The following is an 18,876-nucleotide window of genomic DNA, read 5'->3' as shown; positions in this document are numbered from 1 at the left end:
ATCCAGGCAAAAAAACGCCCCCAGCCAAAAGAATCAGGCCGGAGGCGTCGCGTAGACCGCGAGACGGTTCAGGAATAGGGGTTAAACAGCGATGCCCTTGCGGCATTGCAGTTGTGCGGTGCGCACGCGGGAGAAGGCACGGGCCAGGCGCAGGAGCATTTCGTCGATGTTGCTTTTGCTCACCGTGAGAGCCGGGGTGAAGCGCAGGCAGCCGGGCTGTGGGGCGTTTAGGATCAGGCCTTCGTGCAGGGCCGCTTTTACCACCGCATCCGCAGAATCATCCGACAGCGCCAGGCCCCACATCAGGCCGTGGCCGCGCAGCGGGCCGTGGTCGTAGCGATAGGCCAGGCGGGCAAGGCCTTCGCCGAGGTAAAGGCCGGACTCACGCACCTGTTCCAGAAAGCCGTGCTCCAGCACCGTATCGAATACCGCCAGCCCGGCCGATGCCATCAGCGCATTGCCGTGATGGGTGCCTTCCAGCTCGCCCACTTCAAAACAGCAGGCTTTACCACGCGCCAGCAGCGCCGCAAGGGGCACACCGCCGCCCAGGCCTTTGCCCAGGGTGATGATGTCCGCACGTACGCCGTATTGCTGTTCGGCGAGCAAGGTGCCGCAGCGGCCTATGCCGGTTTGCACCTCGTCGAGTATCAGCAGGATCCCCAGTTCACGGCACAGCCGCTCGACCCCTTTGAGATAGTGCTCCGTCGCGGGGATCACTCCGGCCGCGCCCTGGATCGGCTCCAGCAGGATGGCGACGGTCTGCGCGTCGACCGCGGCATGCAGGGCCGGCAGGTCGTTGAAGGGCACATGGCTGAAGCCCGGCAGTTGCGGTTCGAAGCGATTGGTACTCTCGCCCGCCGACGCCGACATCGCCGCAAAACTGCGACCATGGCAACCACCGCTCGCGCTGATGATGCGGTAAGCGCCACCACGATGCAGTTGGCCCCATTTGCGCGCCAACTTGATCGCGGCTTCAACGGCTTCCGCGCCGCTGTTGAGCAGGTAGGCCTGGTCACTGCCGGTGCGATGGCACAGGCGCTCGGCAAGGTTGAGTTGAGCGCGGTTATGCAAGCCGTTGCCTGGGTTGATCAGCGCCTGAGTCTGGTCGGCCAGCGCCTTGATCAACACCTGTGGGCTGTGGCCGAGGCTGTTGGCTGCGTTGCCCTGGCTGAAATCCAGGTAGGCCCGGTCGTCACTGTCCCAGAGCCAGGAACCCTGGCCGCGCACGAACACTTGCGGCGGCCGTGCGACGGAGGGCATCAGGGATTCGTTGGGAGGATTATCGCTGGGCGTCTCCAGAACTAAATCGTCCAGGCTCGGCGCGGGGCGACGGAATAGATTCATGGCTCGCCCCCAATAGCAACTGGGCCTTGGTCGGTGCGAGGTGCCAACATTGCCTTGAGGTTTTTTGCCTTGCCTATGTAAACGCCATCAATATAAACGCTGTTCATTGCCCGATCTGGCCCTGTAAGCCCTGCGAATAAGCGCTAGACTAGGCGTCTCGGGGGCCAGCGGCCATTTCGATTTTCCAGCTTTTTCGATAAGTAAACCTTATGGATTTCAAGCAACTGCGTTATTTCGTCGCGGTGTATGAGGAGGGCCATGTAGGCCGTGCTGCGGAGCGTCTGTCGATCTCCCAACCGGCGCTGTCCCAGCAGATTCGCCAGTTGGAGCAGAACCTGGATGTGAGTCTGTTCGAACGCAGCAGCAAGCGCCTGCTACCGACACTGGCGGCGCATACGCTGTACAACCACGCCTTGCCGCTGATCGATGGCATGCAACAGGCAGTTGAGGCCCTGCGCAACTTCAAGGGCCAGGCGATGCGCACGCTTGCCATCGGCGTGTTGCAAACCGTGCACACCAGCCTGGTCCCGCAGATGCTCGAGCGCGTGCGCAAGGCCCAGCCGCATTTGGTGGTGCAGATCTACGAATTGACCGGGCTCGAAATTGAGCGGCGGCTACTCAACGGCTCGCTGGATATCGGCATCAGTTACCTGCCGCCACGCCAGCCGGGGTTGCACGGCGTGTTGTTGTACGAAGATGAGTTGAAGGTGGTCATCCCCGAAGACCATCCCTTGCGGGAATTCAAGAAAGTCTCACTGAAGCAGGCCGCGGAGTTGCCGATGTTGCTGTTGGGGGAAGAGTTTCAGGTGCGGCAGATCTGGCAGGGCCAACTGTCCAACCTCGGGCGACGCCCGCAGGTCCAGGCGGAACTCAACACCATGGTGGGGATCCTCGACAGCCTGCCTCACACAAAACTGGCGACGGTGCTGCCGGGGCGCTCCCAGGATGAACACAACAGCCAGGCGCTGCTTTGGAAGCCCTTGAGTGAGCCCAGGGTGCCGCTGAAAGTCGGTCTGGTGTGCCGCGATGTGCAGCGCCAGCAGGCGACGGTGGCGTTGCTGCGCACCTTGCTGGAAGACGTGATGAATGCCCCGCAGGCGCCTGCCTGACTTTTTCGCGGGCAAAAGAAAACCCCGCCGAAGCGGGGCTTTGCAGACTGTTTCCCTGACATCCATTTCACTCCGCCGTCCTGGCAGAATCCTACGTGTCCGTGTTGTTGCTTTGCGCTTCCTGCGCGACGTCCATGTGAAGTAGATTATCCGTGGATCCAATATGGCGATAGAGGACGAATAGCAGCACGTCATGTAAGAGAATGCTTACACGTCCTCCAAGCCCTTAGAACAAGGCTTCATCCAGCAAAAACAGTGATTCGCTACCGGCTTTTACCGACGCACTCAGCGAGTGGATGCGTGGCAACAGGCGCGCAAAGTAGAAACGCGCAGTCCCCAGTTTGCTGGCGTAGAAGTCTTCTTGCGACTCCTTGCCCAACGCGGCCTTGGCCATGCGAGCCCACATATAGGCATACGCCATGTAGCCAAAGGCATGCAGGTACTCCACCGACGCCGCGCCGATTTCATTGGGGTTGGCCTTGGCGCGGTCCAGCACCCAGGCGGTCAGCTCATCCAGGTTGTCCACCGCCGCGCCCAACGGCTTGGTGAATTCGGCCAGCTCGGCACCCGCCGAGGCAATGAACGCGCGGATCTCATCGGCAAACAGGGTGTAGAACGCCCCGCCACTGCCGACGATCTTGCGCCCCATCAGGTCCAGGGCCTGGATGCCGTTGGTGCCTTCGTAAATCTGGGTGATGCGCACATCGCGCACCAGTTGCTCCTGGCCCCACTCACGAATGTAACCGTGGCCGCCAAATACCTGTTGGCCCAGCACAGTGGTTTCCAGGCCCAGGTCGCTCAGGAACGCCTTGGCCACCGGCGTCAGCAGTGCCACCAGGTTATCCGCACGCTCGCGGGCAGCGGCGTCGTCGCTGAACTTGGCGATGTCCAGTTGCGTCGCCACGTAGGTGGAGAACGCACGGCCACCTTCGTTGGCGGCCTTCATGGTGAGCAGCATGCGCCGTACGTCCGGGTGCACGATGATCGGGTCGGCCATTTTGTCTTTGGCCTGCGCGCCGGTCGGTGCACGGCTTTGCAGGCGGTCGCGGGCGTACTCGATGGCGTTCTGATAGGAACGCTCGCCGGACGCCAGGCCCTGGATACCGACACCCAGGCGCTCGTAGTTCATCATGGTGAACATCGCCGCCAGACCACGGTTCGGCTCGCCCACCAGGTAACCCACGGCCTCGTCGAAATTCATCACGCAGGTCGCCGACGCCTGGATCCCCATCTTGTGCTCGATGGAACCACAGCTCACGGCATTGCGTGCGCCCAGGCTGCCGTCGGTGTTCACCATGAACTTCGGCACCAGGAACAGCGAAATCCCCTTGGGCCCCGCCGGCGCGTCCGGCAGCTTGGCCAGTACCAGGTGGATGATGTTATCGGTGAGGTCGTGTTCACCGCCGGTGATGAAGATCTTGGTGCCGCTGACTGTGTAGGAGCCGTCCGCCTGCGGCTCAGCCTTGGTGCGGATCATCCCCAGGTCGGTCCCGGCGTGGGCCTCGGTCAGGCACATGGAACCGGCCCACTCACCGGAATACATCTTCGGCAGATAAGCAGCCTTGAGCGCTTCGCTGGCGTGGGTGTTGATCGACACGCAGGCGCCGGAGGTCAGCATCGGGTACAGGCCGAACGCCAGGCTCGACGAGTTGATCATCTCTTCGACCTGGGCCGACACGGCCTTGGGCATGCCCATGCCGCCGAACGCAGGGTCGCCGCCTACACCCACCCAACCGCCTTCAGCGTAGGTTTTGTAGGCTTGCGGAAAACCGTCCGGCGTAAATACCGCTGTGTTATCCCAACGGCAACCTTGTTCATCGCCACCACGGCTGAGCGGGGCGATGGATTTGGCGGTGACCTTGCCGGCTTCTTCGAGGATGGCCTCTACGGTTTCGGCGTCAACGGTGTCTGCCAATGCCGGCAACTGGGCCCAAGTGGTGGCGACCTCAAAGACTTCGTTGAGGACGAAGCGCATATCACGCAGCGGCGCTTTGTAATCAGCCATGGCAAACCTCGTGAGAACGTGAAAAGTAATTCGGTAAGAGTCGGTTTTACAGGCTCAGAGTGTACCCGAACAACTTTTCAGACACATAGGGTCCACTTGTGACTGATTGGTATTTTTAAGTCATTACCACGCAAACGCCTCCGCAGGCAGACTCATCAGGCATTCGCTGCCCGCTTCCACGGCCGCGCGATGGGTAGCCGTACGCGGCAGTAGACGCTTGAAGTAGAACTCGCACGTGGCCAACTTGGCCTTGGCAAAATCGCCATCTGGCTGTTCAAGGGCAGCGATCGCCATGCGCAGCCACAGGTACGCGAGCACCACGTAACCGCTGTACATCAAGTAATCCACCGCCGCCGCGCCCACTTCATCGGGGTTCTTCATCGCGGCCATGCCGACCTTCGTGGTCAGCTCACCCCACTCCCCGTTCAACTGATTGAGTTGCGCCACATAGCCCTTGAGCTGAGGGTGCTCGGCATTCGCGGCACAGAACTTATGCACGATTTTGGTAAACCCACGCAGCAACTTGCCCTGGCTGCCCAGCACCTTGCGCCCCAGCAGGTCGAGGGCCTGGATGCCGTTGGTGCCTTCATAGATCGGCGCAATCCGCACATCGCGGGCCAGTTGTTCCATGCCCCATTCGCGGATGTAACCGTGGCCACCGAAGATCTGCATGCCGTGGTTGGTCACCTCAAGGCCAGTGTCGGTCATAAAGGCTTTGCAGATGGGCGTGAGGAACGCCAGCAGATCTTCGGCCTCCTGACGCTGCGCCGCGTCCTTGCTCAGGTGCGCGGTGTCGAGCAATTGTGCGGTGAAGTAGGTCAGCGCACGGTTGCCTTCGTTGAAGGCCTTCATGGTCAGCAGCATGCGGCGCACATCAGGGTGCACGATGATCGGGTCGGCGGCTTTGTCCGGGGCCTTGGCGCCAGTCAGCGAGCGCATTTGCAGACGGTCGTTGGCGTACTTGATCGCGCCCTGGAAGCTCGCTTCGCCGTTGCACAGGCCCTGCATGCCGGTGCCCAGGCGCGCATGGTTCATCATGGTGAACATACAGTTGAGGCCCTTGTTCCGCTCACCGATCAGGAAACCCTTGGCCCCATCGAAGTTCAACACACAGGTTGCGGACGCCTTGATACCCATCTTGTGTTCGATGGAACCGCAGTGCACCGCATTGCGCTCGCCTGTGTCGGCATGGAACTTGGGCACGATGAACAGCGAGATGCCCTTGGTGCCCGCCGGCGCATCCGGCAGCTTGGCCAGCACCAGGTGAATGATATTGGCGCTCATGTCGTGCTCGCCGGCCGAGATGAAGATCTTGCTGCCGGTGACCGCATAGCTGCCGTCCGCCTGGGGCACGGCACGGGTCTTGATCAGGCCCAGGTCGGTGCCGCAGTGGGCTTCGGTGAGGCACATGGTGCCGGTCCATTCGCCCGCAGTGAGTTTGGTCAGGAACGTGTCTTTCTGCTCGGCGGTGCCGTGGGCGTGGATCGCCGACATCGCGCCGTGGGTCAGCCCCGGGTACATGCCCCAGGAGGTGTTGCTGGAGCCGATCATCTCGCTCAGCACCAGGCCGAGCGACTGCGGCAAGCCCTGGCCACCGTAGGCCGGGTCCGCTGCCACGCCGTGCCAGCCGCCCTCAACGTACTGGGCGAAGGCTTCCTTGAAGCCCTTGGGCGTGGTGACCACGCCATTGTCGAAATGGCAGCCTTCTTCGTCGCCACTGCGGTTGAGCGGCGCGAGCACGTTCTCGCAGAATTTTGCGCCTTCCTCGAGGATCGCAGCGACCATGTCCGGGCTGGCATCGGTGGCGCCCAATGCGGCGTAGTGGCCGTGGAAATCAAATACGTTGTCGATCAGAAAGCGCATGTCGCGAAGGGGAGCTTTGTACTCAGGCATGGCAATGTCTCCGTCAGCAGATGGTTTCAACCTACTGCCGGCCAACGCCCGGAACAATCACTGTAGAACCGCTGAATACACCGCCATCACTCAACCGGCAGCGCTCTCCATGCGCACCGCGCCACGCCGGGTCTGCCCGGACGCCACCACGCAGTTGCGCCCCGCGCCCTTGGCGGCGTACAGCGCCTGGTCGGCGGACTTGAGCACTTCCTCGGGCGTGCGCTGCTCGGCCTGGCGTTCGGCCACGCCGATGCTGATGGTCACTGAGACACTGGAGGCACCGCTGCCTGAACGGCGCTGGCGACCCTGCTGATCGTCCTGGGGGCGGTCCGAATGACGCAGCTTGATGTCGTAGTCGGCGATGATCTCGCGGATCGCCTCCAGGTGCGGCATGCATTCATCCAGGGTCTTGCCGGCGAACACCACGGCGAATTCTTCACCGCCGTAGCGGTACGCGCGCCCGCCGCCGTTGACCTTTGACAGCTTGCTCGCCACCAGCCGCAATACCTGGTCGCCCACGTCATGACCATGGGTATCGTTGAAGCGCTTGAAGTGGTCGACGTCGCTCATCGCCAGCACATAGTTGCGCCCCAGCCGCTGCATGCGCTCGTTCAGCGCACGACGCCCCGGCAGGCCGATCAGCTCATCGCGGAAGGCCATTTGATAAGCCTCGTGGGCCACACCGGCGGCGATCATCAGCATCACCTGGCTGCACATGATATTCAGGGTGAAGGGCAGGATGAACGTCTGCGGCAACATCCAGAACAGGCCGAGCAACCCCACCAGTTGCGCCGCATGCAGCGGGCGCGGCTGGTACCAGTATTGCGCTGCCAGGGTCAGGAAGCCGATCAGGAACATCGGGTAAGACAACTGGATCAGGCTCATCCAAGTGCCATGCAGCGCCGGCCAGCGGATCTCCGCCAGCCAGTTCAGCACCGCCTGGGGATAACTCTGCTCCAGCGCCAGCGCTACGCTGCCGACCGCCAGCAACACCGCGCCACGGGCAACGAAGTCACGAAACAGGTGGGTCTTCTCCTGCCACAGAGCGTAGATGCTGAACAACAACGGCAGCAGCAGGCAGCACAGGTGAAACACCACCGCGGCGTCTTCGCGCACGCGGCCATTGTCGCGGTAGAAGTCGGTCTGGGTATCGAGCAGGAAGTAGACGATGTACACCGTGATCATCAGGAACAGTTCACGCTGGCGGCGGTACACCGCGCAGTACGAACCACCGAGCAACAGCACCAGGGTCGGCAATACATTGAACAGCGAGGTGAAGAAGACGTTGAGGTCCTTGACGTACGCAGCCGAGAGCCCGGCCAGCAAGAGCAGCAACGAAGGGAGAAAGTGACTGAAACGTACAGCGGACACGCGTGACAAGGGTAAAACTCCGACCCGCAAAAAATGATGGCACTGTGCCTTTATGCAGACAGTTAAACACAACCCGTCGAACATGTATCACATTGCCATCACTGTAACGGCAGCCGACAGTAATCCCTGAGTGCTGCGCTGTGGTTTTTTATCGGGTACAAAAAAACCGCCGCTCCCGCAAGGGAGCGGCGGCTCTGCAAGTGAACCCCGGTAAGGCTTAGTAAGCCAGGCCGAAGTCTTCTTCTTTCATGTCCATGAGGTTGTTGGCGCCCGACAGCATGGTGGCCACGTGCGTACGGGTACGCGGCAGGATGCGCTGGAAGTAGAAGCGCGCGGTCTGCAGCTTGGCGGTGTAGAACGCTTCTTCGGTGGTGCCGGCAGCCAGTTTCTCGGCCGCCAGGCGCGCCATGTCGGCCCAGAAGTAAGCCAGGCAGGCGTAACCGGAGTACATCAGGTAGTCCACCGAGGCGGCACCCACTTCTTCACGGTCTTTCATCGCGGCCATGCCGACCTTCATGGTCAACTCGCCCCACTCTTTGTTCAGCGCAGCCAGCGGTGCAACGAATTCTTTGACCGCTTCGTTGCCTTCGTTGGCCTGGCAGAACTTGTGCACGATCTTGGTGAAGCCCTTGAGCGCTTCGCCTTGGGTCATCAGCACTTTACGGCCCAGCAGGTCGAGGGCCTGGATGCCGGTGGTGCCTTCGTACAGCATCGAAATGCGGCTGTCGCGAACGTTCTGCTCCATGCCCCACTCGGCGATGAAACCGTGGCCGCCGTAGATCTGCACACCGTGGTTGGCCGATTCAAAGCCGACTTCGGTCATGAAGGCCTTGGCGATCGGGGTCATGAAGGCCAGCAGGCCGTCCGCCTGTTTCTTGGCTTCGTCGTCGGTGCCGTATTTGACGATGTCCACTTGCTTGGCAGTGAAGTACACCATCGCACGGTTGCCTTCGGCGAAGGCCTTCATGGTCAGCAGCATGCGGCGCACGTCAGGGTGCACGATGATCGGGTCGGCGGCTTTGTCCGGTGCTTTCGGGCCGGTCAGGGAGCGCATTTGCAGACGGTCGCGGGCATATTTCAAGCCGCCCTGGAAACCGATCTCGGCATGGGACAGGCCTTGCAGCGCGGTACCCAGGCGAGCGGTGTTCATGAAGGTGAACATGCAGTTCAGGCCTTTGTTCGCCGGGCCGATCAGGAAACCGGTGGCCGCGTCGAAGTTCATCACGCAGGTGGCGTTGCCGTGGATGCCCATCTTGTGTTCCAGGGAACCACAGCTCACGGCGTTGCGCGCGCCAATCGAGCCATCGGCGTTGGGCAGGAACTTCGGCACGATAAACAGCGAGATGCCTTTGGTGCCGGCCGGTGCGTCCGGCAGGCGGGCCAGTACGATATGGACGATGTTGTCGGCCATGTCGTGTTCACCGGCCGAGATGAAGATCTTGGTGCCGGAGACCTTATAGGAACCATCAGCCTGAGGTTCGGCCTTGGTGCGCAGCATGCCCAGGTCGGTGCCGCAGTGTGGCTCGGTCAGGCACATGGTGCCGGTCCATTCGCCCGACACCAGTTTGGTCAGGTAGGCCTCTTGCTGCTCGGGGGTGCCGTGCTCGGAGATGGTGTTCATCGCACCGTGGGACAGGCCCGGGTACATGCCCCACGACCAGTTGGCGGTGCCGACCATTTCGCTCACGGCCAGGCCCAGGGATTCCGGCAGGCCTTGGCCGCCGTGCGCCACGTCGTGGGCCAGGCTTGGCCAGCCGCCTTCGACGAATTGTTTGTAGGCTTCTTTGAAACCGGTAGGGGTTTTGACGCCCGACTCACTCCAGGTGCAGCCTTCGATGTCGCCCACGCGGTTCAGCGGTGCCAGCACTTGCTCACAGAACTTGGCGCCTTCTTCAAGGATGGCGTCAACCATGTCCGGGGTAGCGTCCTGGCAAGCCGGCAGGCTCTGATAGTGCGCTTCATAGCCAAGCAGTTCGTCACGAACGAAGCGAATATCACGCAAGGGGGCCTTGTAGTCAGGCATAGCGATAAACCTCTGCTGATGTATCTGGAATGAACAACCGCGTGGAAGTGTTGGGGCGGTCAAACAGGTGTTTGAAACATACGTTTACCACTTGGGGATGTCAAGCGTCGTCCGGATGCCGTTTGTCATGACGCGAATCAATGGCGCGCACGGCAACGCTTGCGGCAAGACGCCACATGACTGCGGGAGTGTAGAAGTTCAGAAGGACGGCACAGTAAAAATGTGGGAGGGGGCTTGCCCCCGATAGCGCCATGTCAGCCATACACGCATTGGCTGATCCATCACTATCGGGGGCAAGCCCCCTCCCACATTTTTTAGCGCCAGCAGATCAGGCGTAGGTGTCGATCAAGGTGCCGAGCATTTCATCCGAAGCCTTGGCGACTTTGGCGCCGAGCTCCACTTGGAATTTGCCCTGGGCCATTTCAACCATATTGCTGGCGGAGTTGGACGGCTGGGCGCGGTCGTTGGCTTGCAGACGGTCGCTTTGCGCATCCGATGGCTGGGTAGTCGCGGCGCTGGCAATTCTGCCGGCGGCCTGATCGACACGGTTCTGTCCGGACTGAATACTGCTCAGACCCGAATAAAACGCGCTGCTTCCAGAGATTTCCATGGCGTAAGCCTGCCTTTAGAGAATCGTGAAATTGAATTGAAGCAGATATCCCGTCAAAGGGCTCGTCAAAAACACTAATGGCATAATGCCTTATCGATAGCCAAAATCAGTCAAGCAGGTCCAACTGTAAGTACTCGGCAACCGCTTCAGCCCCGGCGTGCTTGAGTTTCGGCACACGCCCCAGGCATGGCGCAGGCAGGCGCTCGGCCAGGGTGGCGAGGTTTTCTTCCAGACGGGAGGTCTTGGGCTCGATGATATTGGCCACCCACCCGGCCAACTGCAGGCCATCCCGGGCGATGGCTTCGGCGGTCAGCAAGGCATGGCTGATGCAACCCAGGCGCACGCCCACCACCAGGATCACCGGCAACTTCAGCGCCATGGCCAGGTCCGACAGGTTCGCCTGATCAGCCAATGGCACCCGCCAGCCGCCGGCGCCTTCGATCAGGGTGAAATCCGCTTGCCGTGCCAGGATCTGCTGCATGGGCTTCAACAACGATTGCACGGTGAGCGAGAAACCCGCCTCCCGCGCCGCCAGGTGGGGAGCGATGGCCGGTTCGAAGGCCACCGGGTTGACCTCGGCATAACTCAACGGCAACGAGCATTCGGCCAGCAACGCCAGTGCATCGGCGTTGCGCAAGCCCTTGGGCGTGACCTGGCAACCGGAGGCCACCGGCTTGCCAGCCGCGGTGCTTCTACCGGCTTGCCGCGCCGCGTGCAACAGGCCGGCGGCGATGGTGGTCTTGCCGACATCGGTGTCGGTGCCGGTGATGAAGTAGGCGGCGCTCATAGAGGTTTCTCCAGTACGGCATACACCACTTGGTAAGTCGCCGGCAGGCCTTGGGCCTGGCGGAACCGCTCATACGCGTGCACCAGTGCAACAATCCGCGCGCGCCCCGTCAACCCACCGGGGCGACCGGGGTTGAGGTTATGCGCGCCCAGGGCCTTCAATTCGTGGGTCAGGCTGCGTACATCCGGGTAATGCAACACATGAGGACGGCGCTCCACGCTCACCACCCGCAGGCCGCTGGCCGCACACAAGTGTTGATACGCCTCGAAGGTGCGGAAACGATTGACGTGCACCAGGCCATCCGCCGCACGCCAGCTTTCGCGCAGTTCTTCCAGGGTGCCCACGCAGAGACTGGCGAAGGCCAGCACTCCGCCCGGTTGCAACACCCGATAGGCTTCGCTGAGCACCGCCTCGAAATTCGCACACCACTGCACCGCGAGGGAGGAAAACAGCAGCTGCACGCTCTCAGCTTTGAGCGGCAAGCGTTCAGCGTCGCCGGCGATGAAGTGCTCGGCGCCACCCAGGGGGCGTGCGTGGTTGAGCATGCCTTCGGCGATATCCAGCGCGATGCCTTCGCTGGCGGGCCACTGTTCACCCAGCACGCGACTGAAATAACCGGTGCCGCAGCCCATGTCCAACCAGCGTTGCGGCGCGGTATTGCCCGGCAGGCGCGCCAGCAATTGGCTGCCCACCGCCCGCTGCAATTCGGCAACACTGTCGTAACTGGCGGCGGCACGGGAAAAGGACGCCGCCACCTGGCGCTTGTCCGGCAACGCGCCCGGCAGCGGGGCGTGGGATAAATCAGTCATCGACGCACTCATTCAAAAAAGCCTGGATGGCCCCCGCTACACCGTGAGGGTCTTCCAGAAGAAAAGCGTGGCCGGCCTGTTCAATCAGGCCGATTTCAACATCCGGCAGCAGGGCCAGCAGGTCGCTGGCGGCTTCGGCGGGTACCAACCCGTCCAGGCCGGCGAACAGGTGCAACTGCGGGCCGCGATAGGCCAATAAGGCTTCACGGGTATCCAACTGGGCGAGTAGCTCAAGGCCGGGCATCAACACACTGGACGGCGTGTTCGGCGCGCCACTGACCAGCAGCCGCGACAGTCCGCGCGGGTCTTCGGCGCCCTTGGCGCACAACAGGCCGAAGCGCTTGAGGGTGACCTGGGAGTCGGCATGGCAGCCCGCGAGGAACGCGTCGAAGGTCTCGGCGGGCATCGCGCTTGGCCAGCCAGCGTGGGCGACGAAACACGGGTTACTCGCCAGAGTCAGCAGGCCGCAGCAACGTTCGCCACGCCGCGCCGCCAGTTCCGAAGCCAGCATGCCGCCCAGGGACCAGCCGCCCAGCCAGGCGTTGTCTGGCAGCGTGGCGTCGAGTTCGTCGAGCCACTCATTCAGGTCGCTGGAATCCAGTGCGGGCAACGGTTCGATCTGCACCTGCAGGTGCTCGTCCAAACCTTGCAAGGCGGCGGCCAACGGCTCCAGCGGCGATACACCGAGGCCCCAGCCGGGCAGCAATATCAGTCGATCACGCATGGTTGGGCCCCGAACTGCCTGACAAGCGGAAACACGCTTCCAATGCGTTTAACAATAGCTGCACCTGCGCCGCGCTGTGGGCCGCCGTCAATGTCACGCGCAGACGCGCACTGCCGGCGGGCACGGTCGGTGGGCGAATAGCTGTGACCATCAGGCCGCGCTCGCGCAGCATCTGCGACAGCCGCATGGCCTTGGCGCTGTCGCCGATCAGGATGGGTTGGATCGGCGTGAAGCTGTCCATCAGGTCCAGCCCAAGCTGCTCGGCGCCCTGGCGGAACTGGCTGATCAGGCGGTTGAGGTGCTCGCGCCGCCAATGCTCAGTGCGCAACAGTTCCAGGCTTTTCAAGGTGGCGCAGGCCAGGGCGGGCGGTTGGCTGGTGGTGTAGATGTACGGGCGGGCGAACTGGATCAGGCTTTCGATCAGCTCTTCACTGCCGGCCACAAACGCCCCGGCCGTGCCGAACGCCTTGCCGAGGGTGCCGACCAGCACCGGCACGTCCTCCTGGCTCAGGCCGAAATGCTCGACGATGCCGCCGCCGTTGGCGCCCAGGGGGCCAAAACCATGGGCGTCATCCACCATCAACCAGGCGCCTTTGGCCTTGGTTTCGCGGGCCAGCGCGGGCAGGTCGGCCAGGTCGCCGTCCATGCTGAACACACCATCGGTGACCACCAGGGTATTGCCGGTAGCTTTCTCCAGGCGCTTGGCCAGGCTCTGCGCATCGTTATGCAGGTAACGCTTGAAACGCGCCCCCGAGAGCAAGCCCGCGTCCAGCAGCGACGCATGGTTGAGACGGTCTTCCAGCACCGTATCGCCCTGCCCCACCAACGCCGTGACCGCGCCGAGGTTGGCCATGTAACCGGTGGTAAACAGCAGCGCACGCGGGCGACCGGTGAGGTCGGCCAGGGCTTCTTCCAGTTCATGGTGCGGCGTGGCATGCCCGACCACCAGGTGCGAAGCGCCGCCGCCCACACCCCAACGGGAGGCACCGACGCGCCAGGCCTCGATCACTTGCGGGTGATTGGCCAGGCCCAGGTAATCGTTATTGCAGAACGCCAGCAGCGGCTGGCCGTCCACCACCACTTCCGGGCCTTGGGGGCTGTCGAGTAGCGGGCGTTGGCGGTAAAGGTGTTCGGCACGACGGGCAGCGAGGCGCGCGGCGAGATCGAAAGACATGCTGGCCTCGGTTTAACGGTAAAAATGTGGCGGGGATCTAATGTGGGAGGGGGCTTGCCCCCGATTGCAATCGGTCAGTTGATGCAGGTGTCGACTGACCCATCGCTATCGGGGGCAAGCCCCCTCCCACACAAGCCGTTTCCCACAGCTGTATGGCGTTTAAATCAAACGACAGCGTTGTAGAACTGCTCGCTGCTCTTCTGCTCCACCAACGCCTGCTCGATTGCCGCCTGATGCACTTCATCGGCATGTTCTTCACGGGCTTCCGGCAGGATGCCCAGGCGCGCGAACAGTTGCATGTCCTTGTCAGCCTGCGGGTTGGCGGTGGTCAGCAACTTGTCGCCGTAGAAGATGGAGTTGGCACCGGCAAAGAACGCCAACGCCTGCATCTGCTCGTTCATCGCCTCACGGCCGGCCGACAGGCGCACGTGGGACTTCGGCATCAGGATGCGCGCCACGGCGAGCATGCGGATGAAGTCGAACGGGTCGATATCTTCGGCGTTTTCCAGCGGTGTCCCCGCCACCTTCACCAGCATGTTGATCGGCACCGACTCCGGATGCTCCGGCAGGTTGGCCAGCTGGATCAGCAAATTGGCGCGGTCGTCGAGGGACTCGCCCATGCCGAGGATGCCGCCGGAGCAGATCTTCATCCCCGAATCACGCACATAGGCCAGGGTTTGCAGACGCTCGCTGTAGGTGCGGGTGGTGATGATGCTGCCGTAGAACTCCGGCGAGGTGTCGAGGTTGTGGTTGTAGTAGTCCAGGCCGGCCTGGGCCAGGGCTTCGGTCTGGTCCTGGTCAAGGCGGCCGAGGGTCATGCAGGTTTCCAGGCCCATGGCCTTCACGCCTTTGACCATTTGCAACACGTAGGGCATGTCTTTGGCCGACGGGTGTTTCCAGGCGGCGCCCATGCAGAAGCGGGTCGAGCCGATGGCTTTGGCGCGGGCCGCCTCTTCGAGGACCTTCTGCACCTCCATCAGCTTCTCTTTTTCCAGGCCAGTGTTGTAGTGGCCCGATTGCGGACAATATTTGCAATCTTCCGGGCAGGCGCCGGTCTTGATCGAGAGCAGCGTCGACACTTGCACACGGTTGGCGTCGAAATGCGCGCGGTGCACGGTCTGCGCCTGGAACAGCAGGTCATTGAACGGCTGCACGAACAGCGCCTTGACTTCGGCGAGGGACCAATCGTGACGCAAGGTGGCGGTGGTGCTGGCGCTCATGGGCGATTCCTTGATTATGCTTTGGCAAGCGCTGCGGGAAGGGCAATACCCACAGGCACGACACGGATGCTCGGCATATTTAAGGAAGATTCATGCACTGTCAACCAAGATACAAACACCAGGTTTACATCTGGTTAAATAACATACAAACCTGTTTAATCTGTGATGAAGCGACACCTTCCGCCCATTGTGTGTGCAACGTCTGCGAAACCGAGCTGCCCTGGCTCATGGAGCACTGCGATGTGTGTGCCCTGCCCTTGCCGATGGAGGGTTTGATCTGCGGGCAATGCCAAAGAAATCCCCCCGCGTTTAAACAGGTCATCGCCCCCTGGTCCTACAGCTTTCCCATCGACAGCCTGATCAGCCGCTTCAAGCATCAGGCACGCTGGCCCCTCGGGCAGATGCTGGCGTGGCTCCTGGCGCAGCACCTGCAACATCGCTTTGACAATACCGAACTCGTACGCCCCGAGTGCCTGCTACCGGTGCCCATGGCGCGCAAGCGCCTGCGCGAACGCGGCTACAACCAGGCGTTGATGCTAGCGCGCTGGCTCGGCAGCGACTTGAACATCCCCCACGATGAACAGCTGTTGTTACGCCCCCATGAAACCGTGGCCCAACAAGCCCTTGACGCCAAGACCCGTCAACGCAACCTGCTCGGCGCCTTCGCCCTGGCGCCCGACGCCCAGGTGCAGGGCCGGCATTTCGCCCTGGTCGACGACGTGCTGACGACCGGCGCCACGGCCCACAGCCTGGCGCGGTTATTGATGAACGCCGGTGCGAAGCAGGTCGATGTGTATTGCCTGGCCCGCACGCCCAAACCGGGCAGTTGACTTGACTCCGGCGCACCTTGCCCGCAACGTTCGGCTCATCCCAGCCAAGCGTATCCCCATGTCTCTGCCAGCCTCCCTCAGCCAACACATCATTCGCCGCCCCCAGCGCATTGCCTTGCTGGCGCATATCGCCGAGCAGGGTTCCATCACCCGCGCGGCCAAAAGCGCAGGCTTGAGTTACAAGGCGGCGTGGGATGCCATCGACGAGTTGAACAACCTGGCACAAAAGCCGTTGGTAGAACGCAGCGTGGGCGGCAAAGGCGGCGGCGGTGCCAAGCTGACGACCGAAGGTGAGCGCGTGTTGCGTCTGTACCAGCGTCTGCAAGTGCTGCAAGCCGAGGTGCTGGGCTCCGATGAAGCCGCCAGCGACTTCAACCTGCTCGGCCGCTTGATGCTGCGCACCAGCGCGCGCAACCAATTGCATGGCCAGGTCATCGCCATCGAGCAGCAGGGCCGTAACGATCTGATCCGCCTGCAACTGGCCGGCGGCCTGAGCCTGGACGCGCAGATCACCCACGACAGCACGCAGCGCCTGGAGCTGGAAACCGGTGTGGAAGTGGTCGCATTGATCAAGGCCGGATGGCTGGAACTGCTCCCATCCAAGCAATCTGCAACACCTGGACACAATTGCATGAGCGGCACCGTCGACGCCATTCTCGACGCCGACGACGGCCCAGGCGAAGTGCGCATCGCCCTGCCCAATGGCCAGGTTTTATGCGCCCTGGCGCGGCCTGACGCACTCAAGGAGGTGGGCGCCGTCGTAGGTAAAACCATCACCGTGCAGTTCGCGCCGAGCAATGTGCTGCTCGGTACTCTGGTGTAGTCGCAGCCCGTCTTCAAACTGCAACCATTTCGTCACGCCCGCTCCTTATGGTGTCTGCAAAAACCGCAGGGAGCCTGAGATGAGCCTATTAGAAGAAAACCAAGCCACCGACCTTGAACAGATGGTCGGCCTCACCCGCCGCCGCTTTATCGGCGCTGGCGCCCTGTGCGGTGCCGCAATGTTCCTCGGTGGCAACCTGCTGAGCCGCAGCGCCCTGGCCGTCAACGCCGCCAGCGCCAGCCCACTGCTGGGCTTTACCAGCATCGCCGCCGCCACCAGTGACACCATCACCTTGCCGCCAGGCTACAGCGCCTCGGTGCTGATCAGTTGGGGCCAACCGCTGAGCAAGAACGCACCCGCCTTCGACCCGTCCGGCAACGGCACGGCCAAGGCCCAGGAGCAGCAGTTCGGGGACAACAACGACGGCATGAGCCTGTTCGCCTTCCCGGGCGACGACAACCGTGCGCTGATGGCGATCAACAACGAATACACCAATTACCGCTACCTCTTCGCCCACGGCGGCGCGCCGCAATCGGCCGAAGACGTGCGCAAGGCCCAGGCCAGCGAAGGCGTGTCGGTGATCGAAGTGCGGCGCAAGGGCGACACCTGGCAGTTCGTGCAGGACTCGCGCTACAACCGGCGCATCCACGGCAACTCGCCGATCAACCTCAGCGGCCCCGCCGCTGGCCACGCCTGGCTGAAAACCAGCGCCGACAAAACCGGCAAGAAAGCCCTCGGCACCTTCCAGAACTGCGCCAACGGCAAGACGCCGTGGGGTACTTACCTGACGTGCGAAGAGAACTTTACCGACTGCTTTGGCAGCAGCAACCCGCAACAAACCTTCGACGCCGGGCAGAAACGCTACGGCGTGGTGGCCGCCAGCAAAGACATCAACTGGCACCCGCACGACCCGCGCTTCGACATCGCCAAGAACCCCAACGAACTCAACCGCCACGGTTGGGTGGTGGAAATCGACCCGTTCGATCCCAAGTCCACGCCGGTCAAGCGCACGGCCCTGGGCCGCTTCAAGCACGAAAACGCCGCCCTGGCCGAAACCCGTGACGGCCGCGCCGTGGTGTACATGGGCGACGACGAACGCGGCGAGTTCATCTACAAGTTCGTCAGCCGCGACCCGATCAACCACCACAACCCCAAGGCCAACAAAGACCTGCTCGACCACGGCACCTTGTACGTGGCGATCTTCGACGCGGGCGACGGCAACGCCGATCACCCCAAGGGCAAGGGCCAATGGGTCGAACTCACCCACGGCAAGAACGGCATCGACGCCAGCACCGGTTTCGCCAGCCAGGCCGAAGTGCTGATCCACGCGCGCCTGGCCGCCAGCGTGGTGAAGGCCACGCGCATGGACCGCCCGGAATGGATCGTGGTCAGCCCCACCGATAGCCAGGTCTATTGCACCCTCACCAACAACGCCAAGCGCGGTGAAGACGGCCAGCCGGTGGGCGGCCCCAACCCGCGTGAGAAAAACGTCTACGGCCAGATCCTGCGCTGGAAGGCCGACGCGGATAACCACGGTTCCACTGAATTCAGCTGGGACTTGTTTGTGGTGGCCGGCAACCCGGGCGTGCACGCTGGCACGCCAAAGGGTGGCTCGTCGAATATCAACCCGCAGAACATGTTCAACAGCCCGGACGGCCTGGGTTTCGACAAGGCTGGACGCCTGTGGATTCTCACCGATGGCGACTACAGCAACGCGGGTGACTTCGCGGGCATGGGCAACAACCAGATGCTCTGCGCCGACCCCTCCACCGGGGAAATCCGCCGTTTCATGGTCGGCCCGGTAGCGTGTGAAGTGACGGGCATCAGCTTCTCGCCGGATCAGAAGACGTTGTTTGTGGGGATTCAGCACCCAGGCGAAACCGGCGGTTCGACCTGGCCGGAGCATCTGCCGAATGGCAAGCCGCGCTCGTCAGTGATGGCAATTCGGCGGGATGACGGCGGTATCGTCGGCGCCTGACAAAGCCTCATCGGGGGCAAGTCCCCTCCCACACTGACTGTGTTCACAAGTCAAAATATGTGAATGCAGTCAATGTGGGAGGGGGCTTGCCCCCGATAGCAATGGCACAGCCACCACCTATCTCAGCCCCGGTGCGTTACCATACCCGGCCGGACGCGGCGCCCTGCTGCGCGCAG

Annotated in this window: 15 protein-coding genes; 4 read left to right on the top strand and 11 right to left on the bottom strand. The window is 62.4% G+C overall.

All coding sequences use genetic code 11. The features are described from left to right. Window positions 1–81: 81 nt before the first annotated feature. Complete coding sequence (locus tag BM026_RS03285) at window positions 82–1,344, bottom strand: aspartate aminotransferase family protein (RefSeq protein WP_092242256.1); 1,263 nt, start codon at window positions 1,342–1,344, stop codon at window positions 82–84. 209 nt (window positions 1,345–1,553) lie between these two features. Between BM026_RS03285 and BM026_RS03280 the strand changes: the two genes are divergently transcribed. Next, on the top strand, window positions 1,554–2,453 hold the full coding sequence (locus BM026_RS03280; protein WP_071490257.1) for a LysR family transcriptional regulator: 900 nt from the start codon (window positions 1,554–1,556) through the stop codon (window positions 2,451–2,453). Between the two features lie 226 nt (window positions 2,454–2,679). Here the strand turns inward: BM026_RS03280 and BM026_RS03275 are convergent, their stop codons facing one another. The 10 genes from BM026_RS03275 to bioB all read right to left on the bottom strand — a co-directional run bounded on the left by BM026_RS03275 (window position 2,680) and on the right by bioB (window position 15,069). Then, window positions 2,680–4,458 (bottom strand): acyl-CoA dehydrogenase C-terminal domain-containing protein, encoded by a 1,779-nt coding sequence (locus tag BM026_RS03275; protein WP_092242250.1) that lies wholly within the window; start codon window positions 4,456–4,458, stop codon window positions 2,680–2,682. Window positions 4,459–4,581: 123 nt separating this feature from the next. Then, entirely contained in the window at window positions 4,582–6,351 is a 1,770-nt protein-coding gene (locus BM026_RS03270) for an acyl-CoA dehydrogenase C-terminal domain-containing protein (RefSeq protein WP_093527323.1), read from the bottom strand. A 90-nt stretch (window positions 6,352–6,441) separates the two neighbouring features. Then, on the bottom strand, window positions 6,442–7,731 hold the full coding sequence (locus BM026_RS03265) for a GGDEF domain-containing protein (RefSeq protein WP_093527321.1): 1,290 nt from the start codon (window positions 7,729–7,731) through the stop codon (window positions 6,442–6,444). A gap of 208 nt (window positions 7,732–7,939) precedes the next feature. Further along, window positions 7,940–9,745, bottom strand: coding sequence for a phenylacyl-CoA dehydrogenase (locus BM026_RS03260; protein WP_071490261.1), 1,806 nt, complete (start codon window positions 9,743–9,745; stop codon window positions 7,940–7,942). 328 nt (window positions 9,746–10,073) lie between these two features. Next, window positions 10,074–10,355 carry a hypothetical protein gene (locus BM026_RS03255; protein ID WP_058426691.1) on the bottom strand — a complete coding sequence of 94 codons (282 nt, stop codon included), beginning with the start codon at window positions 10,353–10,355 and terminating at the stop codon, window positions 10,074–10,076. A gap of 106 nt (window positions 10,356–10,461) precedes the next feature. Beyond that, window positions 10,462–11,142: a dethiobiotin synthase gene (bioD, locus tag BM026_RS03250; RefSeq protein ID WP_092242245.1), complete on the bottom strand. Its 681-nt coding sequence runs from the start codon at window positions 11,140–11,142 to the stop codon at window positions 10,462–10,464. Beyond that, entirely contained in the window at window positions 11,139–11,951 is an 813-nt protein-coding gene (bioC, locus tag BM026_RS03245; RefSeq protein WP_093514162.1) for a malonyl-ACP O-methyltransferase BioC, read from the bottom strand. Before bioC ends, bioD begins: the two co-directional genes overlap by 4 nt. Next, window positions 11,944–12,675, bottom strand: a complete 732-nt coding sequence (locus BM026_RS03240; protein ID WP_093527319.1) for an alpha/beta fold hydrolase — start codon at window positions 12,673–12,675, stop codon at window positions 11,944–11,946. The genes bioC and BM026_RS03240 overlap by 8 nt, the downstream gene beginning before the upstream one ends. Then, entirely contained in the window at window positions 12,668–13,849 is a 1,182-nt protein-coding gene (gene bioF, locus BM026_RS03235; RefSeq protein ID WP_093527317.1) for an 8-amino-7-oxononanoate synthase, read from the bottom strand. Before bioF ends, BM026_RS03240 begins: the two co-directional genes overlap by 8 nt. 164 nt (window positions 13,850–14,013) lie before the next feature. After that, window positions 14,014–15,069 (bottom strand): biotin synthase BioB, encoded by a 1,056-nt coding sequence (gene bioB / locus BM026_RS03230; protein WP_058426686.1) that lies wholly within the window; start codon window positions 15,067–15,069, stop codon window positions 14,014–14,016. A 92-nt stretch (window positions 15,070–15,161) separates the two neighbouring features. Between bioB and BM026_RS03225 the strand changes: the two genes are divergently transcribed. From BM026_RS03225 to BM026_RS03215, 3 genes are all read left to right on the top strand, one after another. Beyond that, complete coding sequence (locus tag BM026_RS03225) at window positions 15,162–15,899, top strand: ComF family protein (protein ID WP_093527315.1); 738 nt, start codon at window positions 15,162–15,164, stop codon at window positions 15,897–15,899. Between the two features lie 58 nt (window positions 15,900–15,957). After that, window positions 15,958–16,722, top strand: coding sequence for a TOBE domain-containing protein (locus tag BM026_RS03220; protein ID WP_093527313.1), 765 nt, complete (start codon window positions 15,958–15,960; stop codon window positions 16,720–16,722). Between the two features lie 79 nt (window positions 16,723–16,801). Beyond that, the gene (locus BM026_RS03215; RefSeq protein WP_093527311.1) at window positions 16,802–18,700 is read left to right on the top strand and encodes a PhoX family protein; all 1,899 of its coding nucleotides are present in this window, start codon (window positions 16,802–16,804) and stop codon (window positions 18,698–18,700) included. Window positions 18,701–18,876: the final 176 nt, after the last annotated feature.

The sequence above is a fragment of the Pseudomonas sp. NFPP24 genome (genome assembly GCF_900112095.1).
In the GTDB taxonomy this organism is placed as follows: Bacteria; Pseudomonadota; Gammaproteobacteria; order Pseudomonadales; family Pseudomonadaceae; genus Aquipseudomonas; species Aquipseudomonas extremorientalis.
This window is presented reverse-complemented; position numbering and strand designations above follow the sequence as displayed.

Coding starts and splice junctions, on each gene's coding strand:
- BM026_RS03270 (WP_093527323.1), bottom strand. CDS start 6,351: ATGCCTGAGTACAAAGCTCCCCTTCGCGACATGCGCTTTCTGATCGAC.
- BM026_RS03275 (WP_092242250.1), bottom strand. CDS start 4,458: ATGGCTGATTACAAAGCGCCGCTGCGTGATATGCGCTTCGTCCTCAAC.
- bioC (WP_093514162.1), bottom strand. CDS start 11,951: ATGACTGATTTATCCCACGCCCCGCTGCCGGGCGCGTTGCCGGACAAG.
- bioB (WP_058426686.1), bottom strand. CDS start 15,069: ATGAGCGCCAGCACCACCGCCACCTTGCGTCACGATTGGTCCCTCGCC.
- BM026_RS03285 (WP_092242256.1), bottom strand. CDS start 1,344: ATGAATCTATTCCGTCGCCCCGCGCCGAGCCTGGACGATTTAGTTCTG.
- BM026_RS03225 (WP_093527315.1), top strand. CDS start 15,162: ATGCACTGTCAACCAAGATACAAACACCAGGTTTACATCTGGTTAAAT.
- bioD (WP_092242245.1), bottom strand. CDS start 11,142: ATGAGCGCCGCCTACTTCATCACCGGCACCGACACCGATGTCGGCAAG.
- BM026_RS03240 (WP_093527319.1), bottom strand. CDS start 12,675: ATGCGTGATCGACTGATATTGCTGCCCGGCTGGGGCCTCGGTGTATCG.
- BM026_RS03260 (WP_071490261.1), bottom strand. CDS start 9,745: ATGCCTGACTACAAGGCCCCCTTGCGTGATATTCGCTTCGTTCGTGAC.
- BM026_RS03255 (WP_058426691.1), bottom strand. CDS start 10,355: ATGGAAATCTCTGGAAGCAGCGCGTTTTATTCGGGTCTGAGCAGTATT.
- bioF (WP_093527317.1), bottom strand. CDS start 13,849: ATGTCTTTCGATCTCGCCGCGCGCCTCGCTGCCCGTCGTGCCGAACAC.
- BM026_RS03280 (WP_071490257.1), top strand. CDS start 1,554: ATGGATTTCAAGCAACTGCGTTATTTCGTCGCGGTGTATGAGGAGGGC.
- BM026_RS03220 (WP_093527313.1), top strand. CDS start 15,958: ATGTCTCTGCCAGCCTCCCTCAGCCAACACATCATTCGCCGCCCCCAG.
- BM026_RS03215 (WP_093527311.1), top strand. CDS start 16,802: ATGAGCCTATTAGAAGAAAACCAAGCCACCGACCTTGAACAGATGGTC.